Source organism: Vibrio hyugaensis (assembly GCF_002906655.1).
GTDB classification, from domain to species: Bacteria; Pseudomonadota; Gammaproteobacteria; order Enterobacterales; family Vibrionaceae; genus Vibrio; species Vibrio hyugaensis.
In genome coordinates, this window is the sequence record NZ_CP025795.1 from 123,412 (window position 1) to 146,678 (window position 23,267).

At 46.7% G+C, this 23,267-nt stretch carries 23 protein-coding genes; 8 read left to right on the forward strand and 15 right to left on the reverse strand.

The window, feature by feature from the left end:
- Positions 1 to 20 precede the first annotated feature (20 nt).
- Complete coding sequence (locus C1S74_RS17815; protein WP_045396429.1) at positions 21 to 515, forward strand: peptidylprolyl isomerase; 495 nt, start codon at positions 21 to 23, stop codon at positions 513 to 515.
- A gap of 114 nt (positions 516 to 629) precedes the next feature.
- Here the strand turns inward: C1S74_RS17815 and C1S74_RS17820 are convergent, their stop codons facing one another.
- The 9 genes from C1S74_RS17820 to C1S74_RS17860 form a co-directional block, all read right to left on the reverse strand.
- Positions 630 to 1,280 (reverse strand): DUF2268 domain-containing putative Zn-dependent protease, encoded by a 651-nt coding sequence (locus tag C1S74_RS17820; RefSeq protein WP_045396433.1) that lies wholly within the window; start codon positions 1,278 to 1,280, stop codon positions 630 to 632.
- Between the two features lie 68 nt (positions 1,281 to 1,348).
- Positions 1,349 to 2,140, reverse strand: a complete 792-nt coding sequence (locus C1S74_RS17825) for a LytR/AlgR family response regulator transcription factor (protein WP_045396436.1) — start codon at positions 2,138 to 2,140, stop codon at positions 1,349 to 1,351.
- 15 nt (positions 2,141 to 2,155) lie between these two features.
- A complete protein-coding gene (locus C1S74_RS17830; RefSeq protein ID WP_045396439.1) occupies positions 2,156 to 3,178 on the reverse strand; it encodes a sensor histidine kinase in 1,023 nt (340 codons plus the stop codon).
- Entirely contained in the window at positions 3,179 to 4,507 is a 1,329-nt protein-coding gene (locus C1S74_RS17835; protein ID WP_045396442.1) for a DUF1302 domain-containing protein, read from the reverse strand.
- Between the two features lie 45 nt (positions 4,508 to 4,552).
- A complete protein-coding gene (locus tag C1S74_RS17840; RefSeq protein ID WP_045396444.1) occupies positions 4,553 to 5,338 on the reverse strand; it encodes an outer membrane lipoprotein-sorting protein in 786 nt (261 codons plus the stop codon).
- Entirely contained in the window at positions 5,331 to 6,599 is a 1,269-nt protein-coding gene (locus C1S74_RS17845) for an ABC transporter permease (RefSeq protein WP_045396447.1), read from the reverse strand. The genes C1S74_RS17840 and C1S74_RS17845 overlap by 8 nt, the downstream gene beginning before the upstream one ends.
- A complete protein-coding gene (locus C1S74_RS17850) occupies positions 6,587 to 7,285 on the reverse strand; it encodes an ABC transporter ATP-binding protein (protein WP_038883359.1) in 699 nt (232 codons plus the stop codon). The genes C1S74_RS17845 and C1S74_RS17850 overlap by 13 nt, the downstream gene beginning before the upstream one ends.
- 9 nt (positions 7,286 to 7,294) lie before the next feature.
- Positions 7,295 to 7,963, reverse strand: a complete 669-nt coding sequence (locus C1S74_RS17855; protein ID WP_045396448.1) for a hypothetical protein — start codon at positions 7,961 to 7,963, stop codon at positions 7,295 to 7,297.
- Between the two features lie 84 nt (positions 7,964 to 8,047).
- Complete coding sequence (locus C1S74_RS17860; protein ID WP_010453678.1) at positions 8,048 to 8,968, reverse strand: LysR family transcriptional regulator; 921 nt, start codon at positions 8,966 to 8,968, stop codon at positions 8,048 to 8,050.
- Positions 8,969 to 9,087: 119 nt separating this feature from the next.
- Here C1S74_RS17860 and C1S74_RS17865 point away from each other — a divergent pair, with 119 nt between their 5' ends.
- The 3 genes from C1S74_RS17865 to rodA all read left to right on the forward strand — a co-directional run bounded on the left by C1S74_RS17865 (position 9,088) and on the right by rodA (position 12,556).
- Positions 9,088 to 10,137: an HlyD family secretion protein gene (locus C1S74_RS17865; RefSeq protein WP_045396451.1), complete on the forward strand. Its 1,050-nt coding sequence runs from the start codon at positions 9,088 to 9,090 to the stop codon at positions 10,135 to 10,137.
- A gap of 10 nt (positions 10,138 to 10,147) precedes the next feature.
- A complete protein-coding gene (locus C1S74_RS17870) occupies positions 10,148 to 11,158 on the forward strand; it encodes a DUF2955 domain-containing protein (protein ID WP_045396454.1) in 1,011 nt (336 codons plus the stop codon).
- Between the two features lie 315 nt (positions 11,159 to 11,473).
- Positions 11,474 to 12,556, forward strand: coding sequence for a rod shape-determining protein RodA (rodA, locus tag C1S74_RS17880; protein WP_045396456.1), 1,083 nt, complete (start codon positions 11,474 to 11,476; stop codon positions 12,554 to 12,556).
- Between the two features lie 88 nt (positions 12,557 to 12,644).
- On the opposite strand, the gene C1S74_RS17885 is transcribed toward rodA, so the two are convergent.
- From C1S74_RS17885 to C1S74_RS17895, 3 genes are all read right to left on the reverse strand, one after another.
- Complete coding sequence (locus C1S74_RS17885) at positions 12,645 to 13,361, reverse strand: YebC/PmpR family DNA-binding transcriptional regulator (RefSeq protein ID WP_045396458.1); 717 nt, start codon at positions 13,359 to 13,361, stop codon at positions 12,645 to 12,647.
- A gap of 135 nt (positions 13,362 to 13,496) precedes the next feature.
- Positions 13,497 to 13,706, reverse strand: a complete 210-nt coding sequence (locus C1S74_RS17890) for a DUF3283 family protein (RefSeq protein ID WP_045385762.1) — start codon at positions 13,704 to 13,706, stop codon at positions 13,497 to 13,499.
- Between the two features lie 91 nt (positions 13,707 to 13,797).
- On the reverse strand, positions 13,798 to 15,726 hold the full coding sequence (locus C1S74_RS17895) for an ATP-binding protein (protein ID WP_045396461.1): 1,929 nt from the start codon (positions 15,724 to 15,726) through the stop codon (positions 13,798 to 13,800).
- Between the two features lie 68 nt (positions 15,727 to 15,794).
- On the opposite strand from C1S74_RS17895, the gene C1S74_RS17900 reads away from it, so the two are divergent.
- Entirely contained in the window at positions 15,795 to 16,550 is a 756-nt protein-coding gene (locus tag C1S74_RS17900; protein WP_032802822.1) for a substrate-binding periplasmic protein, read from the forward strand.
- 77 nt (positions 16,551 to 16,627) lie between these two features.
- Here C1S74_RS17900 and ribA read toward each other — a convergent pair whose 3' ends face one another.
- Entirely contained in the window at positions 16,628 to 17,686 is a 1,059-nt protein-coding gene (gene ribA / locus C1S74_RS17905) for a GTP cyclohydrolase II (RefSeq protein ID WP_082038987.1), read from the reverse strand.
- Positions 17,687 to 17,852: 166 nt separating this feature from the next.
- Entirely contained in the window at positions 17,853 to 18,050 is a 198-nt protein-coding gene (locus C1S74_RS17910; protein ID WP_038869893.1) for a hypothetical protein, read from the reverse strand.
- A gap of 361 nt (positions 18,051 to 18,411) precedes the next feature.
- Here C1S74_RS17910 and C1S74_RS17915 point away from each other — a divergent pair, with 361 nt between their 5' ends.
- Genes C1S74_RS17915 through C1S74_RS17925 form a run of 3 tightly spaced genes read left to right on the forward strand, consistent with a single transcriptional unit; the run spans position 18,412 to position 20,662 of the window.
- Positions 18,412 to 19,266, forward strand: coding sequence for an ABC transporter ATP-binding protein (locus tag C1S74_RS17915; protein ID WP_038869895.1), 855 nt, complete (start codon positions 18,412 to 18,414; stop codon positions 19,264 to 19,266).
- A complete protein-coding gene (locus C1S74_RS17920; RefSeq protein WP_045396463.1) occupies positions 19,263 to 20,195 on the forward strand; it encodes an ATP-binding cassette domain-containing protein in 933 nt (310 codons plus the stop codon). Before C1S74_RS17915 ends, C1S74_RS17920 begins: the two co-directional genes overlap by 4 nt.
- Positions 20,195 to 20,662: a hypothetical protein gene (locus C1S74_RS17925; RefSeq protein ID WP_045396466.1), complete on the forward strand. Its 468-nt coding sequence runs from the start codon at positions 20,195 to 20,197 to the stop codon at positions 20,660 to 20,662. The genes C1S74_RS17920 and C1S74_RS17925 overlap by 1 nt, the downstream gene beginning before the upstream one ends.
- 310 nt (positions 20,663 to 20,972) lie before the next feature.
- Here the strand turns inward: C1S74_RS17925 and C1S74_RS17930 are convergent, their stop codons facing one another.
- Positions 20,973 to 22,943 (reverse strand): replication initiator protein RctB domain-containing protein, encoded by a 1,971-nt coding sequence (locus C1S74_RS17930; RefSeq protein ID WP_045396468.1) that lies wholly within the window; start codon positions 22,941 to 22,943, stop codon positions 20,973 to 20,975.
- Positions 22,944 to 23,267: the final 324 nt, after the last annotated feature.

Below are 23,267 nucleotides of genomic sequence, written 5' to 3' on the forward strand. Positions count from 1 at the left end.
ACCCACAAGGGCAAAACAAGATGATTAATATGACCACCAATTTCGGTGACATCGAAATTGAACTGAACCTAGAACGAGCGCCAGTTAGCTCAAAGAACTTCAAAAAATACTGTGAAGATGGCTTCTACAACGGCACCATTTTCCACCGCGTTATCGACGGCTTTATGATCCAAGGTGGCGGTCACACAGAAGATATGGCAGAAAAGCCAACGCGTGCCCCGATCGCGAATGAAGCAAACCGTGGTCTAAAGAACCTTGTTGGCACTATCGCAATGGCGCGTACCGATGCTCCGCACTCTGCAACGGCACAGTTCTTCATTAACTTGGAAGACAATGATTTCCTAGACCACACCGCAACCACCAATCTAGGTTGGGGCTACGCAGTGTTTGGTAAAGTGACCGCGGGTATGGATGTCGTAAACCGCATCGCGAAAGTGAAAACGACCTCTAAACTTGGTCACAATGATGTGCCATGCGATCCAATCATTATTGAGAAAGTGACGATCAGCGAATAAGCACATTCGCCTCTTCGGAGAAATCGTCGCTATAAAACGATAAAAGCGCCTAACGTCATATGACTTAGGCGCTTTTTTTTATGACTCAGCCTACTAGTTTGGCTTGTAACGGAGTTATTGATAGAAAAGCTCGGCTTTCGCTCCGACTAAGTCAAGCTCAGAGCCCTGAAAATCAGCCAGATATTCCGCAACAAGGTTGTACCCAACCCAATACCCCATGTATTTCGGCCAGCGGCTTTCATCGCTGCCAAGAAAGTAAGCGTCGAAGTTGTAATCTAAGCTGGTCAACTTGTCTTTCATCTCAGCATAGAAAGGGCGCCAATCTTGATCTTTGATTTTCTCAAACAAGCTCGGAGTGATGCCTCCATTCACCTTACGTTCGAAATGACAAGCTAACCCTTCCATAATCAGCACATCACCAAGTGCAACGCCATTCTCTCCCGCTCGCATACGGAACAGGTGATGCAACTCATGCGCTAACACCGCAGCTAGTTCTTTCTCAATAATGTTTTTAATATCCGCACGTTGAGTATCAAGCAGAATCTCTACACGATAGGCACTTAAGCAATAGCCACCAATCCCCGTCTGAGGTACGTCATTGCGATCAAACGGGCTAACGGTCAGGTCAACGTTACTTAAATCGATGTTACTTAAATCAAAGTAACTAGAAAGTTGTGAGCTCAGATCATCAAGTTTCTGATGCAAATACTCAGAGATTGGAGACAACTCTCCCGTCGCATTTAACAGGGTTACGCGATAACTCATTTATCTTCCTTGATAATGTGGGTTAAGAGCAGCGAGTTTACAGTGTAAAGAGTGAGCAGTTCTAGCGATTACATCCCTTTGAACAAACTTTGAGATGCACGGCTCACAGGGAGCTTACTTTCTCCAACGTGAACAAACATTCTGCCAGCAAAGTCTTTGTTTACTTTGTTAATCTTGCACACTTGCACCACGCTTGAGCGGTGCACTTGCCAGAACTGTTCTGGGTTAAGTTGCCCTATCAACTCTTTCAACGAGGTGCGAATCAAATACTCCTGCACTTTGCGTTGTCCTTGCTGGGCATACACAGAAACGTATTTTTCTTCCGCTTTGAAATACAACACATCAGACGTGGCGATCAGATGAATATCTTCCCCTTGCGTCGCTTTGATCCACTGAAGATATTGCGGAGTTTGTGGCGCGGATAATTGTTGTAACTGTTCTAACAGGCTGCTCATCTGCACATTGCTGCTTTCTTGTTCTCGCTTAGCAAGGCGTGCTTTCACTCTTTCACACGTCGTCAGGAGGCGCTCATCCGAGATAGGCTTAAGCAAATAATCGGCGGCATTTTGCTCAAAAGCTTTGATGGCGTAATCATCGTACGCGGTGACAAACACAATCAAAGGTGGATTGGCGAGTTGATTGAGTTTTTGCGCTAATGTCATGCCATCCAAAACTGGCATACGAATATCGAGAAACGCAATGTCAGGTTGGTTGTGCTCAATGGCTTGCAACGCTTGTTCACCATCTGCTACTTTGGCAATTACCTCTAGCTCAGGCCACACTTCAGCTAAGCTTTTATCAAGATGACGCCTCAATAACGGTTCATCATCAGCAATAATGGCAGTAAACCCTGTATTCATTCCTTTCTTCCTTGATTACGATTCCATTGGCCAGCGCAAGCGAACACAAACGCCACCCTGAGCAGACTCACTGATAGAAACCTCTCCTTGCCCTGCGAACAAAGCTTCAACTCGCTGCTTGAGATTACTTAAACCGACGCCAGACCCCATGTGCCCACTAACGTGATTCAAGCCAACACCCGTGTCTCTGACTTCAATCTTCAAGTTCTGTTGTTCGCGCTTAATGAGCAAACTGACTTGGCCGCCTTCTCGCTTCGGTTCAATACCATGGATGATGGCGTTTTCGATTAAAGGTTGGAGCATCATCGGCGGTAACTCGGTTCTGCCTAGTCCCTCTTCCACCTCAATCTTGTAACTGAGTCGATCACCCAAACGAGTTTGTTGGATGCCTAAGTAAGCCTCAAGTAACGCCGTTTCATTGTCTATGGTGGTGTGCTCTTCACGTGAGCTTTTGAGCGTTGCTCGCAGCAGCGCGGTTAACTGTTCTAACATCAGCTTGGCTTTGTCAACATCTTGCGACATGAGCGCGCTGATATTCGCCAAGGTATTGAATAGGAAATGCGGTTCAATCTGGCTTTGCATCTGCTTAAGCTGACTCAGCAACAGCGCACGATCTTGCTCTGCTTTCTCGCGTTTGATGGCCTCTAACTCTCTTTGAGCGATCGCATGTTGCTCGCGTGAGTAGAAATAGAAAAAGCACATGGCACTGAATAACAATCCCATGAGACCAACCGACAGCATACTTGAGATACCGAAGTATTCCCCAAGCCAAAGCTGGGCGTTCACCACACCAAACAATAGGCATGCCGTCAGCGAGATAGCCACCTCCGCCAAACGAGGAATGGTAGGAAACAGGCGGTCGACAAGCCATGAGAAGAAGATAGCCGAATAGCCAAATCCAAAGCTAACCGCCACATGAATGTAGAATGGACCGCCCCAAACAGAGAGCGTCATTGCTGCGATAAAGAGACAAAATGCCGTGGTCACTAATAAGCTACGCGGCCATCCACTTTTCACCACTGATTTTGCTGAACACATTTAGAATTTCCCTTTGATGTTAAATACAATCATATGCTTATCATTGATTTGTGCGTAAGCAGATTGGTCGTCTCCGGTTAAAAAGCGTGCGGCAACTTCCACTTCTACACTTTGATCGCCAGTATCAATCCATTGGTAGTTAAGCCACTGCGTGACAATCACACCACCATCTTGTGGCGACAGCATCACATCCAACGTAGGGGTTACATCACTTAGCCAGCCCATATCCGCTTTCCCGTTCCATGCAGCCCACGCTTCCACATCCCAACTCCAGTGCAGCATTACGTTATGCTGAACGATATTGGCATGCTGAAACCCTTGGGCGTAGCTTGTCGCAAGTAGAGATACATTCGGATCAGGGATCTCAGAGAGAAACTCGCCACGCTCTATTGCTTGTTGCCATTCGCTTTTCGACCATGCTCGACTGTCGTACCAATATTCAGCAATCATGTTGTGTCCGGCTTGGTTTGCCCAGTTCAATCCAATTAAGGCTTGGAATGCACTGCCCTGCTCCTCAACCGAAACGGGTCGGTAAAGATCATCCTGCTGAAACTGATAGCCGACACTTTGCTTTTGCCACAGCATGGAACCGTGCATGGCGATGGATTCATCCCACACCGCTATGGCACTGGCTCCGAGTAAACCTCGGCGCACATCATCGTAATAACCAATAAGTTGATACTCGGTGTCACCCACCAGCGCATAACGACGAATACCAACACCTTGCTGCTCTGCGGCTTGATCCAGTGCACTTTGGTCTTGTTGCCCCCAGCTTGAATCCGTCGCAATCACCGTCCACTCACCAGCCATATCATAGTGTGAAAGTGAAAACACGCCCGCGCCCTCTTCTGCGACTAAGCCAACAGGATTTTGTCGATAAGGCTTAAACAGATCCAAAGGTCGGTAGCCATAACCCACGCCCCAATCCACGCGCAACTTACCCAAACTGACATCAAGAGTGGTGTCACCGACTTGCCACTCCCCTAGCCAAGCCAGCTCTCTAATCAGCAATTGGTTATCAGCTTCACTCCACCAATCACTCTTTCCTTGTTGATTGAGGTACAAACCTTGGCTATACAGAGCGAACAAACCACTGAAGTTCTGATAATTCACCTGCACATCCAAGAGTGCATTAAGTGAATCACGAGAACTGCCCTGCTCTTGTACAAATGCGCTGTCACGCTGCTTGGCCGTTTCGTAACTGACAGCCCAATCCCACTCAAAACTCAGCTCATCATTGGCAAAAGCAGGGGCTGACGCGCCCACACACAATGAGGCAGCAATCAACAAACTGGTGCTTTTGTTAAGGTTAGGCTGGTGCGATTTCATGTGACTTCCTTGCTCGTCTTCTTGGTTCTATTTACGGAATTCACGCTAAAGCTGAGTCGTATTGGCTTTAGGCAAATAGCTTGGGTTGTAGAACTTGTTATCCAGTTGCCAAGGCACGATTTCTTGGTACTCAATAACGGTCTTTTTGCTCGGCTGAATGCTATCAAGCAAGGTCATCTCACTGACGTAGTCTTCACCGTTGTCACTTGCACGTCCGTATTGCGCTTGCTTGGCGAGTTTGCCAGAGCGCAAGTAAAGATCAGCTTTGATTGGAAACGCATCTTGCTCAGACAACCACAAGTCGATCTTCTGATAGCTCGCCCCTTTGGTCTTCGCGGTTAGAGCAAGATGATAAGCCGCGACACTTTCTCCGTTCACCGAAACGGTTTCTGTCGCTTTCCATTCACCTTGATAATCTTGGCTCCACGTCAGGGTTGAGATGTCGCCGATAGACGCTTCACCAAGCAGCTTCTGCATTGGCGTAATGCGAATCGGACGGCGGCTCTTCGGCATTTGTAGCCAATAGTTGTCGCCCATCATCAACATCTTTTGCCCAGCTTCAACCGCCGATTTGAACACCACCAGCGATTCACGATTTGGGCGCGTGTACACGTGGTAAAGGCGAGTTTTATCTAACTCTTGGTCTTGATATAAGCGCACCAGAGACACCACTTTGGAAGAATCATCTTGCAAACGGTAGCTGTCGGCTTTTTCAATCAATTGCGCAACTTGCTGTGCATCTAGCGCTGTTTCATTCGCACTGGCATTCATGCTTGCAACGCCGCTTACCGTCAGCAGTGCAATTGGTAATAGTGATTTGAAATTAAACATAAATCAGTGCCTCCGTAATTGGCTTGTTCACCCCTTTGCGCGCCGAGAAAAACGCCGCAACCAAACAAATCATCAATACTGCGAATCCTGCGACAGCCACCAGCTCCCAAGAGAAGTAAATCGTCAATGGGTAACCTTCTGTGCGTCCTGGCGGTGGCGGCATTTGCACATCCACGACCATCAGTAAAATGGTGACTAATGCAGTGAACAAAGCGCCGATTAAGCTGCCAATCACCGCAAGTAACCCTGCTTCGCGCAAGAACCCAGCAATAATTTCGCGAGGGTAGCTACCAAGAGCCGACAAGGTGCCAATTTCACGTGTACGTTCAGTCACCGACATGGTCATGGTGTTGAACAGCGCGACGAAGACTACCAGCGCCATCACTGCGCCCATGATGCCGAAGATACGGTCGTACAAATCTTTCACTTTGAGATAGAAGAACGCACGCTCTTGCCAAGGCGTAATCTCAATATCTTGGTCACCAACGTTCTGCTTTTGCTTACTCAGCACCGAAGCCACTTGTTGCTCGACTTGGTTAGTTAAACGGGTATCGAACAGGAAGACCGATAACGCGCTGACTTTGTCTGAACCGAGCAGCGATTGCGCGCTGTTGATGTGCACGTAAAGCTGGCGTTTATCAAGCTCAGGCACGCCGGTTGAATAGATGCCACGTACTTTGAAGTCATACGCATTCAATGCGCCATCGGTAGTGGTCGCCAGCAAGGTAATCCAATCGCCAACGTGCACGCTTAGGTTGTTCGCCAAATCAACGCCGAGCATCACCTCTGGCTCTGCAGGGTCATAACGCGATGCATGAATGTTGGACAGTGTTTGCCCTTCACGCACATCCAAAAACGGGCCTTTCATATCGAATTCTCGTTCGTTCACGCCAATGCCGATAAAGATCGATGACTTGTTGCCGTTGGAAATCAAACCGCTGAACTCAACTCGTGGCTGCACACCTCGCACTTCATTCAACCCAATCAATTGCTTGGTGATGTCGTCCGCATGAGTTAACCCATTACTCAGCGGCATCTCTTCTTCTTTGGCGAAGTAACCCGGCGTGGTTAACGTCAGATGCCCCGTGTCACGCGCTGTCGATTCTTTCAAACTGTCATAGGTGTACAGACCAAAACCGCCCGCACTGGTTAAGGCAAACACGGCAATGGCGATGATCAGCATCGACAATAAACTGCGACGGCGATTGCGTTGCAGATTCAACCAAGCAAGGCGAACCGAAACAGGAATTAGCTTGCCCATGAAACCTCCTCCACACTTGCGTGCGTTTGGGTGATTTTGCCGTCCACCAACTCAATGGTGCGGTCACAGCGGGATGCCATACGAGGGTCGTGCGTGGCGACGATAAAAGTGGTGCCAAGCTCGTGTCCGAGCCCTTTCATAATGTCGATGACCTTGTTGGCAGTTTGGCTATCAAGACTTGCGGTTGGCTCATCAGCAATCACCAACGCCGGTTTGTGCACTAAAGCGCGCGCAATTGCCACACGCTGCTGCTGACCGCCTGATAGGTTGTCTGGCATGTGATGAATAAACTCGCCTAAGCCAACGTGCTCTAGCATTTGTGTAGCGAACTCAGTTTGTTCTGCTTTTGAAAAGCCGTTGAGGTGCAGCGGATAAGCCACGTTCTCTAACGCCGTCATCACGGGCACAAGATTGAATTTTTGAAATACAAAGCCAAGCTTTTCACGACGCATTTTCGCAGCTTGCATTTGTCCGGTTGGGTATGGGCTGCCTGCAAATGTCACCTGACCTTGGTATTGAGTATCCAGCATGCCAAGCACGTTAAGTAAGGTGCTTTTGCCTGAGCCCGACGGTCCACACAATGCCACCATTTCGCCGGCAAATACTTCACCAGACACGTCTCGCAATGCACGCACGGTTTGGCTGCCAAGGGCGTAATCGCGACTAAGTTGATTAAAAACGATCATGACGCCTCCCTAATATTTCGCTAGCAGCGCTTTCGCGGTTTGCGTTTCTAAATTGCTGTCACCCAACTGCTCCATTTGCGCTAACCATGTTTTGGCTTGTTGAACATCCTCAGCGCGCAGTGCCGCTTCAATGGCGTAGCGATAAATCCAAGACGTTGCTACAAAAGGTTGCTGGCTAAAACTCGGTTCATCGAGCAGAGAAAGGTACAGCTCGTAGCCACGCTCAAAGTGATTGAACATGTTTGGCAGAGAGGTAAAGGTGGTGGCTGCCATGGCGGTGGCTAATTGGTATTCCGGCAAGCCTTGTAAGCGTTGTTGTTCTTGCAGTGGTAATGGCTGATTCGCCATTAAATCCAAGCCTTTTTGGATAGTGGCAAGACCGCGCTCGGTGAACTTCATCTTGTTCCAAGGCATAAACGCCTCACGACCTTGCAACGTTTCAGCACTGCCTAAATACACCAAGGTCACTGGTGTTGCGCCTTGCTCTTCGAATTGTTTGGATAATTCGCCGTAAACGGTATCAACTAAGCCAGAGTCACCTTGCGCTGCTTGGTTGAATTGACTGAGTGTGCGCTCGCTTGGGTTAGCCAGAGCCAAATTGCTGCTGAGTGCAAATGCGGCGATAAACGTACTTGCCAGTTTAAGAACTTTGATTGAGCGAGATTGAGAAACCATCATGTACTGTCCTTAGTTGAACGTGATTTGATGGTTTCAGGTTAAGGGAGAAGATCGCACGCTGCTTTTGCATGCGACCAATGGCAGTTATGCGGAGTGAATGGTATTGAGAGAGGATGAATGGTTTTGCGTTTCGGCAGCCTGCAATATCGCCTCAATCATTAAGCTGAGAGCCTTAGGCTGGTAGTTGCGTTGACGATAAACCAAATAGGCTTGACGATCCCCGCGACTGTAGGACTGCGCGACCTGCACCAGATTCAGCTCTGGCTTCACATGACGAATGGGAATCGAGGCGATCCCCAAGCCGTTTTCCACCGCTTTGATCACTGCAGTTATGTCATTGACCACTAAGCGCGGCTTGCAGTTGAGCATGTCCACAAGCTTGTCTTGTTGGTAGATAGGCACTTGCGTGGTGTGCGTACTGGCGACCCAATCTTGCTTGGCTAAATCTTCCAAGCTTTCAATGCTACCACCCGCTTGCGCTAAGTACTCTGGGCTAACAAAAAAGGCGTGCTCCGCTTTAAACAACGGACGAGCGATCATGTCATCTAACCCGTCCAATTCGAATGTCACCACCAGATCGCGGTCGGTTTCTGGAATCGAATTCACTTGGCTAAGAAGCAGATCAATGGTCACTTTGGGGTAGGTTTTGATGTAGTCCTCAACCACCTTGTCGACCAAATCATTGTAGAAGCGGCTTGGCATCACCAATCGAATTCGCCCTTCGACTTGTTGGCTTTGCTGGTTGAGCTGCAAGATGCCGGATTCAATCTGCGCCATCGCACTGCTGAGTTGATCAAACGCCTGTAAGCCTGTCTCGGTTGCCACCAACTCACGTCCCTTCTTCTCCAGTAATCTCAGCCCTAGACGCGCTTCCAGCGCCGATAAACGACGAGACATAGTAGAGACCGGCAGTTCGAGCTTTTTCGCTGCAGCGAGCAGAGAGCCTTGCTCAACCACTGAGCAAAACAGGTACAGATCATCAACGTTTCCAAATATGGAATTCATACTTCTTCCATTGGTTATTTTTTCCAATTTTAGATGAGTATAACCTAGCCCGCGTAGAAAAGAGACCCGAATATGCCGTGAACGCGGCGCGTAATAACGAATGAATACTAGGTACAGACGTGAAAGAAAATTTTTATAAATACGCGATATACACTGTTTTTTCAGCGGCAGCTTTGTTCTCCGCTTTTTTAGTCACCTCAGACAATGTTTCCCCTTTCACCACCCAAGCGACACTGCATCGTAATGTCGCAACCATTGCGCCGGAGGTATCTGGCGTGATTACGGATGTGATGGTGAATAACGGTGAATTGGTTGAAAAAGGTCAGCCACTGTTTGCTATCGATGCCAGCAGCTACCAATTGAAAGTGGCACAAGCCAAAGCCGAACTGCGCCAAGCACGTGAATCAGATTCCGCGAAATGGCAACAATTGGCAGCAGCGAAACAAACCCAAAGCCAACGCGAGTTCGAATACCACAACGCAAAGCAAAAACTGACGCGTAACCAGAAACTACGCAACAAAGGGCTGGCAACCGAGCAAGAACTTGATGACGCGATCACTAATACACAAGTCGCCAGCAGTGCGGTGGAAGCAGCGAACGCAGAAGTGAAGCGTATTGAAGCAGAGCTTTCTACTCAAGACCGTACGGCAGCTATCGAGTTGGCAGAAGCAAAGCTTGCCAGTGCAGAGCTGGATTTAAGCCATACCCAAATCGTGGCGCAAACTGAAGGCGTAGTAACGAACTTGCAACTGCAATCAGGCAGCTACATCACACAAGGCACAGCTTCGTTGCTCCTGGTGGACGAAGCTCATGCGTGGATCAGTGCAGACTTCAACGAAAAAGGCATTGATAAGCTAACTAATGGTCGCGAAGTGTTGGTGTCCTTCGATGCGCTACCGGGCAAAGTATTTACTGGTGAAGTCAGCAGCCAAGAGCGTGCGATTTACGATACCAACAATGCTAATGGACAGCTTTCTAGCGTGATCAATGATACTCGTTGGATCCGTGAGCAACAGAAAGTGCGTACTCGCATTACAGTTAACGAGCTAGATCCTTCGATGATTTCTGGTTCACGAGCGAGTGTGATCGTTGAAAGCGGCAATCCAATCATGGATATCATCGGCTCGGCTTGGATTCACTTGGTAGCGATGTTCCGCTACATCTACTAGGAGGTGAACCATGTGGACCTTCGAAAGCCTGTTTCAAAGTCGTTCTGAGCGCAATGAAGCACTGCGTGTCGCCCTTACTGTGACAATTTGTATGGTGCTGGGCAAACTGCTGAATCTTGATTCTCCGGTTTATCTAGCGCTGTACCCAACCATCATCATGACCAAGAACAAAGACTATTCTTGGCTTGGTCTGCTTCGCACCTTGCTACCTACGCTATTAGCAGCAAGTGCAGCGTTGGTGGTGACCGAAGTGTTTTCACAACATCCGTTTGTGGTGTGGACCATTAGCTTGTTCTTCTTCGATTTTATGCGCCGCAGAGCAACCACGCCGCCGAAGAAAGGTCAGATGCTCATGCCAACCTTCAACTGGATTCTGATTGTGGTGTTTGCTCAGCACACCACCATGGACATGCCAATGCGCATTCATGAAATCCTGCTATCGATGCTGATTACTATGGTCGTCGCAAAAGCCATGGTGACTCTGTTCCCTGTTGAACGTGGCGGCAAGCCTCCAGCATTTGAAGAAGAGCCTGTTACGTTCGAGAACCGAGCGATTTCACTCGCGTTGATTGGTCTTGGTGTGGCGTTCTTAATGATTGTCGACATCATCTCAGCAACGTTTTGTTTGGTGCCTGTGATTGCCGCCGCAACACAAACCACACACAAAAGCTTTATCGACGTGGTTGACCGCCGTTTTCAAACTCAGGTGGGCGGCTGTGCATTAGCTGTAGTGTTCACCTTGTTGATGGCTGGGCATCAGTCCACGTTCGGTTACTACACCATCGTATTGGGTCTGCTTGCTTTTATGATCACCGCATCAATGGCAAAAGCGAAAGGCCCAGCCAAAGACGTCCATGCCGATGCGTTATTGGCGACCATGTTGCCGATTCAGCTGTACATGACCAGCAATGAACTGGGCTTGGAAAGCACCTTCCTCCGAGCTTGGGAGCTCACCGTGACTTTGTTTGTGCTTTGGGCGCTGTACCATTTCACGCACAAACCAGAAAAAGCCCAAGCCTAATCGTGCCATCGCCTTAAGTGCTCAATACTTAAGGCGATTCCTTTCCAAATTTGCTTATTTCATTGCGCTGTCTGTACCAATTTCCATTTCAATCTTATAAAAAATGTAGCGCAAAACCTCAGCCTGGTGTATTTATCCATCCCACGACTTTCCAAGTCAGCTTACCCATAACAGGCGGCGTCGCACACTCCTCTCTTGCACACCTTTGCGTGGTGTCTGTTATTTCCAAATTGGATTCTTAGCATCGGAATAGTTTGAGCTCGCAGAGTTCTGGTTGTTTTCGCCCCGCGTTGGGGCGTTTTTAGGTTGTAGAAGATGAACAAGCGTTTCTTCCCTAGGATTGATTTGCCACTGCTGATGGCGATCATTCCGATCATGCTATTGAGTTCGCTCACTCTCTGGAGTGCCAGTGGATTCAATGAAGCTATGCTATTTAAGCACCTCGCTCGATGCGGTTTGACGCTGGTGTGTATTTTGGTCATGTCGTCGATTCCTGCGTCCAGCTATCAACGTTCAGCGCCTTATTTGTATCTGGTTGCGGTTTCGCTCTTGGCGGCCGTTGCCCTATTTGGCGATAGCACCAATGGCTCGCAGCGTTGGCTCGATATCGGCTTCTTTCGCTTCCAGCCTTCGGAACTTATCAAGCTTTCAATCCCCATCATGATCGCGTGGATGCTGCATCTAGAAGGTGGCCGACCTGACGTTCGCAAAATTGCTTTCTGTTTGCTAATCACCTTGGTCCCTGCAGGATTGATAGCCTTACAACCAGACTTGGACGGCGCTATCTTCACCGTGATTTACGCGTTGTTTGTGCTGTTCTTTGCTGGCATGAGTTGGAAGATAATTGGCGGATTTTTGGTGAGCATTCTGACGCTGGCGCCAATTCTTTGGTTCTTTGTGATGGAAGCGTATCAAAAAAGCCGTGTAACGCAGTTCTTGCACCCTGAGTCGGATCCATTGGGTTCGGGCTACCAAATCATCCAATCATTGATTGCGATTGGTTCTGGCGGCATGAAAGGCAAAGGCTGGATGAATGCCACTCAAGGTACGCTAGGTTTTATTCCAGAAAGCCATACTGACTTTATCTTCTCGACCTACGCAGAAGAATGGGGCTTTATTGGTTGTGTGGTGTTGTTAGCGTTGTATTTGTTCATTACGGCGCGAGTGATGCTGCTGGCGTGCCAATCTGAGCACTTCTTCAGTCGCTTAGTAAGCGGCGCATTGGCGATGAGCTTCTTCCTTTACGCCTTCATCAACACAGGCATGGTCAGTGGCTTGTTGCCAGTAATGGGGAGCCCACTGCCGTTCTTTAGTTACGGTGGTACGGCAATGCTGACTCAAGGTATCTGTTTTGGCGTAATCATGTCGCTGTGTTACTCCAAGTATCGTAATACCTAAGCAATCAAAGCGATGTAATTACAAACATCACAACGACGATCAAAAAAGGCTTCCCTCGGGAAGCCTTTTTTACAACTGGAGAATCGAATTACAGTTCGCCGTTGTGGTATACCTGTTGAACGTCGTCACAGTCATCTAGAAGGTCTAGGAACTTCTGGAATTTCTCTGCATCTTCACCCGCTACTGGCGTGTGAGTTTGCGGAACGAATGTGATTTCTTCAACGTCGATCACGAGATCTGGGAATGCTGCGTTAAGTGCAGTTTTCGTTTTGAAGAACTCTGTATGAGGAGCAAATACAGTGATCACGCCGTCTTCTAGTTCAACGTCAGTAACATCAACGTCGTCCATCATTAGCGTTTCAAGAATGACTTCATCATCTTCGCCTTTGAACTGGAATACTGCTTGGTGATCGAACATGTGAGAAACTGAACCTTCAACACCGATCTTCGCGCCTGTTTTAACGAAACATTGGCGAACGTCTTGGAAAGTACGGTTACCGTTGTCTGTTAGACAGTCAACAATCACACTTGTGCCGCCAGGGCCAAAACCTTCGTAACGTGCTGGTGCGTAATCTTCACCGCCACCGCCGTTCGCTTTATCGATAGCTTTATCGATAACGTGTGCAGGTACTTGGTCTTTTTTCGCTTTACTGATCAGGTGCTTCAAAGACAAGTTCATGTCTGGATCACCGCCACCGTTTTTCGCGCACATGTAAATTTCTTTACCGTATTTGGAATAAACTTTAATTTTTGCGCCTGCAGTTTTCGCCATAGAGGCTTTGCGCACTTCAAAACTTCTTCCCATCGGGATGTCTCTCTAAATTCAAATTTAATGCGAAGGATTTTAGCAAAAAGCGAAACTTTTTCCATTTCGCCCTGCAAAGGAATGGGGAGGTCACCTCTTCCGCCGCGGTAATTTCATTTACCGCCACGATTCGCTTTACGCGACACCCATTACTCGTTTGTACTTATCGACTGCCTGTTGAAAAAACACTTTTTCGTCAGCGTCGTTAATCTTAGACAATTGTTCTTCTATCGCCTCAGGACCAGATTTGGCCTCTTTGAGTTTCCAAACTAAAAACGACGCTTGTTTATCAAGTTCGATTTTATTTTTCTCGTCAGGCGGCAACAAGGATAGATTGAACGACATTCACAGCCTCAAGGTACTTTAAATACTAGCCGCGCACTATAACATACAGAATTACCATTTAAGAATAGAAACGCGCTTATCTTGATCAATTTCAAGTTGCTTCTTTAGGTTTATCCCGAGTTTGCAGCTCTTGTGGTAAGTGCTGCTCAAAAATTTGCTGCAACCGCTCCTTCGTCACAGGCTTAGAGACAAATTCATTCATTCCGACATCAAAACAACGTTTTTGGTCTTCTTTGATAACATTCGCACTCAGAGCAATGATTGGCACTTGTTTGCCCCACTCGCTCATCTGTCTAATATTTTCTGTGGCAATAAAGCCATCCATAACGGGCATCTGACAGTCCATGAGAATGAGGTCAAAATGGTTTGCTTGGCACAGTTCTAACGCTTCTTCACCGTGCTCAGCCACACTGACTTGCATACCCAATTTTTCCAACATGATGCGTACAACTTTCTGATTCACTGCCGTATCTTCGACCACTAATATCCAAGGTTTACTTTCACCTCTTGGTGAGGAGGGCACGCTCTGCGTTTTACTTTCTCCATTCGGAAAATCGAGAATATTGGGAATGTTGGACGTGCTCGGAGAGATAGGCTTGTCACTGACGACAATCAAAGGAATGGTGAACTCAAAACAGCTGCCAAGTCCGGGCTCACTCGTGAGGCGAATTTGCCCTCCCATAACTTCAACTAACTTCGCACAAATGGCTAACCCTAATCCAGTGCCGCCATATTTACGTGTGGTGCTCCCATCTGCTTGCTGAAACTTCTCAAACACCGCTTGCTGGTTTTCTTTGGCGATACCGATCCCAGAGTCCACGACTCGAAAGTGCACTTGTGCAAGCTTATCTTCTTTGCTCACGAGGGAAACCATCAGTTTCACGTGGCCTCGTTCTGTAAATTTCACGGCATTGCTGAGTAAGTTACTCAAGACTTGCTTCAGTCGGCCAACATCCCCTTCCACCTCAGACGGCAGTTGCGGATCAATATCGCACACCAACTGTAAATGTTTTTGCTGCGCTTTTACTGTGTGCAAGCTGCCTACTTCATTAAGCAACTGCAGCAGATTGTAGGTCGCCGCTTCGAGTTCGATCTTACCCGCTTCAATCTTGGAGAAATCAAGAATATCGTCGATGATCACCATTAGTGAGCCGGATGAACTGTTGATGATCTCGACATATTCGTGCTGCTGATCATCTAACTTAGTATCACCGAGTAATGATGCCACTCCAATGATTCCATTCATCGGCGTACGAATTTCATGGCTCATGGTGGCAAGAAATTCACTCTTCTTACGATTTGCCACTTCGGCTTTGTCACGTGCTTCTTCGATTTCCAGTTGGTGCTCACTGACACGCTCAACGCTTCGGTTGTATTTGCGTTCTAATAAACTCACTTCATCAAAAAACCAACGCTTGGGAAGCTGCACTTTACTCGGTACATGGCCGCCACTGAAATCACTCACCGCACCTGAGAGCAATTGAAGTGGCTTGACCATTAAACGAAACGTCACCCAAAGAACGCCGATGATGAGCAAGAAGATCTTGATCGCTTCCGCGATCACAAGAAAAAAGAAGGTTTGCCATAATCCTTGATAGATCGGGCTGAGATCCGATTGCACCGTCACTTCGGCAAGATCAAAGGTTTTTGTGCCCATGTCGTATTGCAAAGGCCATTGACGCTCGATCCGATCTTCCGTCAGGGCCGAACCTAATTCGAAGATCACTTCATCCGGAGTCGCGATTCTTAGGTAATCCACTGAGGGTAAGCGCATCGCTCCTTCAGCTTGGGTGTGCAGCAATTCTCTATCTTCCACCCACAGGCTGGCGGAAAAACTGGAAAGGTAGCTGGTTTTCACCTGTTCCAGTTCTTTATCCAAGCGAGCGAGATCATCGTTGAAGTCACGATACAAACTGATGGAAGAAATGATCACGGTAAAGATTAAACTCAACGCAAAAATCGCCAGCATCAGCTGGTTGCCGATACTAAACCGACGTTGAGCTCGCTCTTTTGTCTCCATATGAAATCGCTCCCTTAAACATGCGCTACTATAAATATAGTCACGTCACGACAATAATCGAGGTTAGGATGAAAGGACTCTTACGTACATTAGGCTTTAGTTTTATGGCCTTAAGCGCACACACCATGGCGAGCGAAGTGAACTACTACGTTATCTCAGAGCAAGCTCGACCATTCCAAATAGAACAACAAGGTGAACAACATTCCGGAATTGTGACTGACATCGTCAGCGCTATCTTTGCCGAATCCGATTATGAGGTGAAATACCACACTTACCCATTTAAGCGCATGATTTCAGTACTTGAAGCAGGCGGCGAGGAGAATTGGGTCACTTATGGCAGCCCGAATTGGGGCAAGGTGCAATCGGAAAACCTCTCTGAACAACCTATTTACACTGTAAAACACGTACTGGTGTCGAGCAGTAAAGCGCCATTTAAATTTAGCGATATGCAGCACATGCAAGGTCGCTCTATCGTACTGTTGCTTGGCTTTGATTATCCGAACTTAAGTCCCTTTTTTGAAAACGGCACGGTCAATGAAATGCGCGTGAAAGACTACGACGCCGCTTACCGCGTTCTGCAACGCACTCCTGGTGATACCGCCTTTGTCGAGATGGAGTCGCGTGTGGTGTACAACATCAAACGTTTAGAGCTGCCAATGGGAGACTTCCAGATTCAATCTTTCAGCTCAGTCATTCCAGATTACTCCATCTATCTGGCTTTCTCTCCGGAGATGAATCCGAAAGTGCAGAGCTTCATCAATAAGCGCCTAGCGGAGCTCAAAAGTTCTGGGCAAATCGACAACATCATCAAAAAATACATCTAACCGCTCATACCTAACCAACCATGAAAAACCGCCAGCTTGTCGAAGCTGGCGGTTTCATTTTTATCTCGTTTCAGCAACTAATCTTGTTCGACAAATTTGGGGTCGAACATGTGACCAAGCTTATTGGCTTTAGTTTGTAAGTAGTGTTGGTTATTTGGATTATTGCCTTCTTGTAGTGGCACCCGCTCAACCACGTTGATGTCCACCTTCTTCAGTGCTGCAAGCTTGCGTGGGTTGTTGGTCATCAAACGTACTTGATCAATATTCAGGTGGTCTAGCATCCCCTTACAAAACGCGTAATCACGCATATCAGCAGCAAAGCCCAGGCGCTCATTGGCTTCGACAGTGTCTGCGCCTTCATCTTGTAAGTGATACGCACGAATCTTATTGATTAAGCCAATTCCCCTGCCCTCTTGGCGCAAATAGAGCAGCACGCCACAACCTTCTTCGACAATATTTTGTAATGCACGGTTAAGCTGGAAACCACAATCACAACGAGTACTAAACAAGGCATCACCGGTTAAACATTCTGAATGCAGACGAATCAGCGGCGCTTTACTGTTTGCAGGGTCACCATACACCAAAGCCAGATGCTCTTTTCCCGTCGCGTTCTCGATAAAACCATGCATGATAAACGTGCCCCATTGGGTTGGCAGCTTGGCTTTATCAATAAATCTCACCAAGCTGCTGGGCTCGATATGTTTTAATTCAGCACGCACGTTCATCAGAATCTCCCCTAAATGATTTTGACCAGAGCCATCTCCCCCATCTCCCCAAAAACCATCTTTGTGTGAGTGCTCTGTTAGACAGGCATTACCCGTTTTCATCAGTTGCTTGGCTAATTGGGGGTTTTGCAAAAACTTCTCACGCACAACAAACGCCATCACAGAGAGTTTGTCGTCATCCCAGTCTTCACGCACGAAGTGCTGATATTGACGACTGAGGGCGAAAGCTTCATCTGGCGTCTTCGCTGATTGGATTTTACTTTGTAGTTTGAGGTCGTTGAACTTTTGGGCTTGGTAGTAGTGTTCGCTGGTGGGCCAAGATTGAGCTGAGACTTGAATCGGAGCATGACAGAAATTAGAAAGAAAGCCGTGAGATTCATCGGGCTCATAGAAAAGGATCTGATCAACCATAATCGTACTCCTGACGTTGCTGTTTTAATAGTCAACAAAAAGCATATTGCTATTGATATAATCTTTAGTAACGCTGTAGGAGAAAGTCAAACAATTGGTTGTAAAACAAAAATGAAAAGGGCAGTCTTATGACTACCCCATGATTGGTATTACCGTAGTGCGAGAATTAGTGAATCAAGCCAAGTTCCCTTGCTTCTTCGATGCTCAAACCGCTTTCACGGATTTCACGAAGTGCTTCAATGCGTCTTCTTGCTTCTGCTGACTTCACGATTTTCTCAGGTCTCACAACGGATTCTTCTTCTGGGAGTTCCCATTTGTGAGCGATGTTGCTCATCTCTTCATGGTCGATAGAATTAATGGACATATTTCCTCCGAACACACCATGTTTTCGATGGGTAATCTATAGCAAACCCCCAATGCAGAGGTAAGAAAAACAGTGGGGAAATGTGACCCCTCCCGACCTTTCATCAACTCGTTAATAGAATCATCATTTAACTTTTGCAAACCACAGTTTTAGCGATTAAATTTGAAGAATTCCCCCTACGAAAAGTTAGCTGATCCAGCTCTCATTTTTCCCGTGATTCTTCACACTTCTATAACCGAAAAAATTCTTTTTATTACACTCAACTTTCGAGTCACTTCACTTATTAGACGGTTCTGTCTTTCGTAAAACTCACACACCTGATAATGATAATAATTATCTTTTGTATTGGTAAGGTATTTTTATGAGTGACATAAACCTGATTCAGGCATACCACTCTGATCCGGTCATCCAGATCCGAGACTTATGTGTGGACTACATCACCGATCACGGCGACTTTAACGCAGTGAAATCGGTAAGCTTCGATATTGGCAAAGGCGAGATATTTGGCCTCGCTGGTGAGTCTGGCTGTGGTAAAAGTACCATTGCTTTTTCTATCAACCGTTTACACAAGCCGCCAGCGTTTATCTCAGGAGGCCAAATTCTATTTGAAGGCAAAGATATTCTGAGTCTATCCGACAGTGAGTTAAACACACTGCGTTGGAGCGAGATTGCGATGGTGTTCCAAAGTGCCATGAACTCCCTCAATCCAGTATTAACCATTCAGGAGCAATTTGCCGACGTACTGCGCCATCACAAAGGCATGACCAATGAACAAGCCAAGGACCGCGCAGAAAAGTTGCTCGACTTGGTCAACATTCCCCGCGATCGACTTGGCGAGTACCCACACCAGTTCTCCGGAGGCATGCGCCAACGTTTGGTGATTGCCATCGCCCTTTCTCTCAACCCAAAGATGATCATCATGGATGAGCCAACCACAGCGCTTGATGTCGTGGTACAGCGTGAAATCTTGCAGCAAATCTATCAACTGCGTGATGAGTTCGGTTTCTCTGTGCTGTTTATCACTCACGATTTGGCACTCATGAGCCAGTTGTGCGACCGCATAGCCATCATGCGTCACGGTAAGATTGTCGAAGTAAACAGTTCATACGAAATTCGCAATAACCCTCAGCATTCTTACACTCAAAAACTATGGGCTTCATTCCCGAATATCCACGACGTGCATAAAGAGTCGGCCACTGAAGGAGCGTTATCATGAGCGAACCAATCATCCAAATGAAAAACGTGATCAAAGAATTTAAAGTCGGTGGTGGTTTCGCGAAAGAAGAAACCTTCCGTGCGCTTCAAGGTGTGAGCTTTGACCTTTATGCAGGCAAAACTCTCGCGCTGGTAGGCGAATCTGGTTGCGGCAAGAGTACCTGCGCACGATTAATTACCAAGGTGTATCCGGCCAGCGATGGTGAAATCCTTTTTAATGGAAAAAACATCAACGATATTACCGCTCGCGCAGAAATTCAGGACTATCGCAGTAAGGTACAAATGGTGTTCCAGGACCCATTTGGCTCTTTGAACCCAACCCACACGATTCGTCATCACCTGACTCGCCCGCTTAAGATTCATAAGCAAGTTAAAAACGACAAAGAGATCCCGAACAAACTGCTCGAACTCTTGGAGCTCGTGGAACTACCAGAAGAAACATTAAATAAGTTCCCACATGAACTGAGTGGTGGACAACGTCAGCGCGTTAACTTGGCGCGCGCATTGGCAGTAGGCTCCCAAATCATTCTTGCCGATGAACCAACATCAATGTTGGACGTTTCAATTCGTCTGGGCGTGTTAAACCTGATGCAGCGCATGAAACAAGACTTGGGCATCGGTTTCTTGTACATCACCCACGATCTGGCAACCGCCCATTACATCGCCGAAGAAACCGCCGTGATGTATAAGGGTCAGATCGTTGAATGGGGTGACACACAAGCGATCTTGAAAAATCCGCAGCATCCATACACTAAGCTATTGATCTCTGCGGTACCAGATCCTGATCTGCCATTTGGCAACCTCGTGGAAAGTGAACCAAACTATTCAGTAGATGCAGATGAGATCCGAAACCGCAGCAGTATTGTGGTAGAAGACTTTGATCAAATTGGACCAAACCACTTTGTAAAACAACGGACTAAGGCAGCTTAATGGACTTGAATACTTGGCAAGATCTTATTTCGGATTGGTACGAAAACCGGAAGCATGATCAAGTTGAAAGATTGGAAGCGATCTTATATCAGGCACCGGAATCGGTATTTGGTCCTGAATTGACTGACGAGCAGAGCAAAGCTATCGCTTGTTGGCTCGATGGCTGCTTAAGAGTATTTCAATATGCCAGGTATCAAAACCATCAAAAAGCCTATCAGATCTTACAATACACGTGTGCCAAGCTCGAACAAGCTGCATGTCAACCAATGACAGACATTCTGATTAAAGATTGGAGCTTAAAACGCTTACAACATTTAACGGTATTAGCGTTGGAATTTTGCAATCAACAGCAAGATCAAAGCGAGTGGCAACAACAAGCGAACAGCTTGATAGAGTTGCATGTAGCGTTAATGCGATCGTTGAATTGGAATGAATCAAGGAAACATGATCAAGGCTTACGTCATTAATTCGGAAGAATGATCAAGGAGTTGATGACTACAAATTAGGTTTTGAGAGGAATTTTAGATAAAAAAAAGCGAGTTTCTTGAGGAGAAACTCGCGAAGTCTATTCAGAATGAATGTAACAATATGAGCCAATCTATTAATCATCAGAAAGGACAAAAGGTTGTCTATTCGGGATAAATCTTAGTCCGCCATCCGATCATCAATGTCAGTGATTTGTAAGAGTTAAGTCTGATTTCCATCAGTGCAATTCATTGTTACATTCTGAATCAATTGGTCATGCTTATTGCTTGAAAAGCATCGACCATATACATGTTAAATAGCCATTTCATCAAGTGCTCTGAATACCATCTCGTCCATGTGTCCATCAAAAATCTGACGACATACCTTTCGACGAACAGCCAAACCAGCAATCAAACGTTCAATGGTCAAATGTTTTACATCATTTTGGTTGTTAAACAGCTCCACCGTCTTGCTTAATGTCTCGTATGACAGTGGCGCATCTCCGACTCTTAGCCAATCAAGCTTTTCAATGAAGTCAGAACACTCTTCTTTGATTGAGGCATACGAGTGCCCTGTCATTGCCGATAAAGCCGTTATACTGCGTTCTAGAGCCTCTGGAGAGGTATATTTGGATAGAGTAATGGTGATCTCGTCAGCGTTGATCTCAACCAAGTGCTTTTTCTGCTTCACTCGGCGACCTAAATTACCGCGAGGGGATGGCGCTTTACGCTGAATAGGCTCAAATTCGCCGTCTATGATGCCTGAGAGCTCGTCTAGCTGCTGCCTTGTCACCATCTCATTGCGAAGTGGGTTTGGCAGCGTAGGTGCCATGTTGCGCTTACCAGCGTTGGTTGTACGAGCTCGAGAGTAGCGCAACACCTCTTCCACATCACATTTGATGTCAATTTGGTAATCTATCACCTTGCCGTTCTCGATCATCGTTTCGATCGTTAGGTGGTACCCCCAAAGGTTGACCACAAAAAGATCGTCGGTCCCTTTGCCATCTGACAAGCGTTTTAACTCACGGATCAGATCCATCGAGAATCGACGCCATTCAATGTTGCGCGCGAGTTTTTGGTTCAGCTCACTCAGCAACATGCAATCAGTGTGTTTACGCACCATACGGGTACGGAAGAACGAGTACATCTGAAACACCAAAGTATGTTGCTTCAGAGTTTCTGGCGGGAACAGGAAGAAGTAATCGCGGGTTAGCAGCTCTTCGTAGAACGAAGGCTCCCACACCAAAATGTAAAGATTTGGTTTGATGCGGATCTCGCCATCCAGTCCTTCGGTGGGCGCTTCTTCCGACGCGGTGATGGTCCGAGCAATAAATCTGAAACGATCACTCTTAAAACCTTCTGGCATGTTTTCACTCAACCAACGGCCTGTCAGCTCATGCAATTGGAAATCGGTAAATTCGATACGATCAATACTGTCACGAATAGAATCACGAGCAGGTCCACTGTCTTTCTTGCCACGTAAGGACAGGATATCCGTGATGTATAATGGCGTTTTGTTCGGTACATGCGCCGCATCCATATGGTACTGATCTTTGTGATGATCATGGTATTGTACAGTGAGCGTAAACAACGCAAACAGGGTCATCAGATCATCAACCGTCATGATGTTTTTGGAAGATCGCGTTTCAATCACGGCTTTGGTGCCAGAGATCGACACCATAGATTTTTGGTAGCTTTTGCGAGTGCGAGGTGGCGCCAGTGCTTGGTCAATAATCCCCGCCCAATTGGTTGGTGAAACGATAAATTGATCCGCTTCATCTTTCATCATTGGGGGCGTGTTGAGACCGTGCTCATTGAGCAGGCGTTTGTTCACTTGTGTTTGTGCTAACGCTTTGGAACGCTTTTGCTTCTCACTTTGACGGACTTTTTCTGTCACTAGACTGGTGGCACCTAAAGCTGAAATCAGCTGACTCGGGTTGACGAACTTATGCAGCATGGTTTTACCAGCAAGGCCTTCTTCAAAGCGTACAGGTGTTTGCGTAAATAAACCAATATTTACCGCAGCTCGTAAACGTTGCTGTAATGCGGCTCGTGTCAGTTGACCATCAGTTGCTTCGACAATTTCTGTTGTTGAGACCAGTCCATCTTTGCTACTGAATCCACGTAGTGAAATGAGATTAAGCAGCTCTAAGATGCTTTTGGTTACCCCTTTGAAATGTTGGTATTGTTCTACCCAATCTGCAGAAGATTCGTGTACCTCAAAAAGGTGTCCATCCTTATGGCTTCTTGGCGCTTTAATCAGAATTTTTTCATCAGCCGTCATTTTAGATCCAGATCACACTAGCCGTAGTTTCGCTATGGTTCCGAAGAATAAAGAAAAACAGATCATAAATAAAGAAAAAATCTTTGTTTTTTAAATAACTGATCTTTTTGATTAATCTGATCTTAATTGATTATATGATCTAATGATCTGGACATTTTTAGCGACGTAAGTTTCTGTTTAATAGGAGTATTTTTAATGTCCACTTCGGAACTATGATCATGTGACTATCGAAACTATGATCATCGAAAGTCAGAAAGCATGATCATAACTCTCCGTAAACATGATCATTAAGTTCCTGAAAAGATGATCAAAATAGTCATGAAA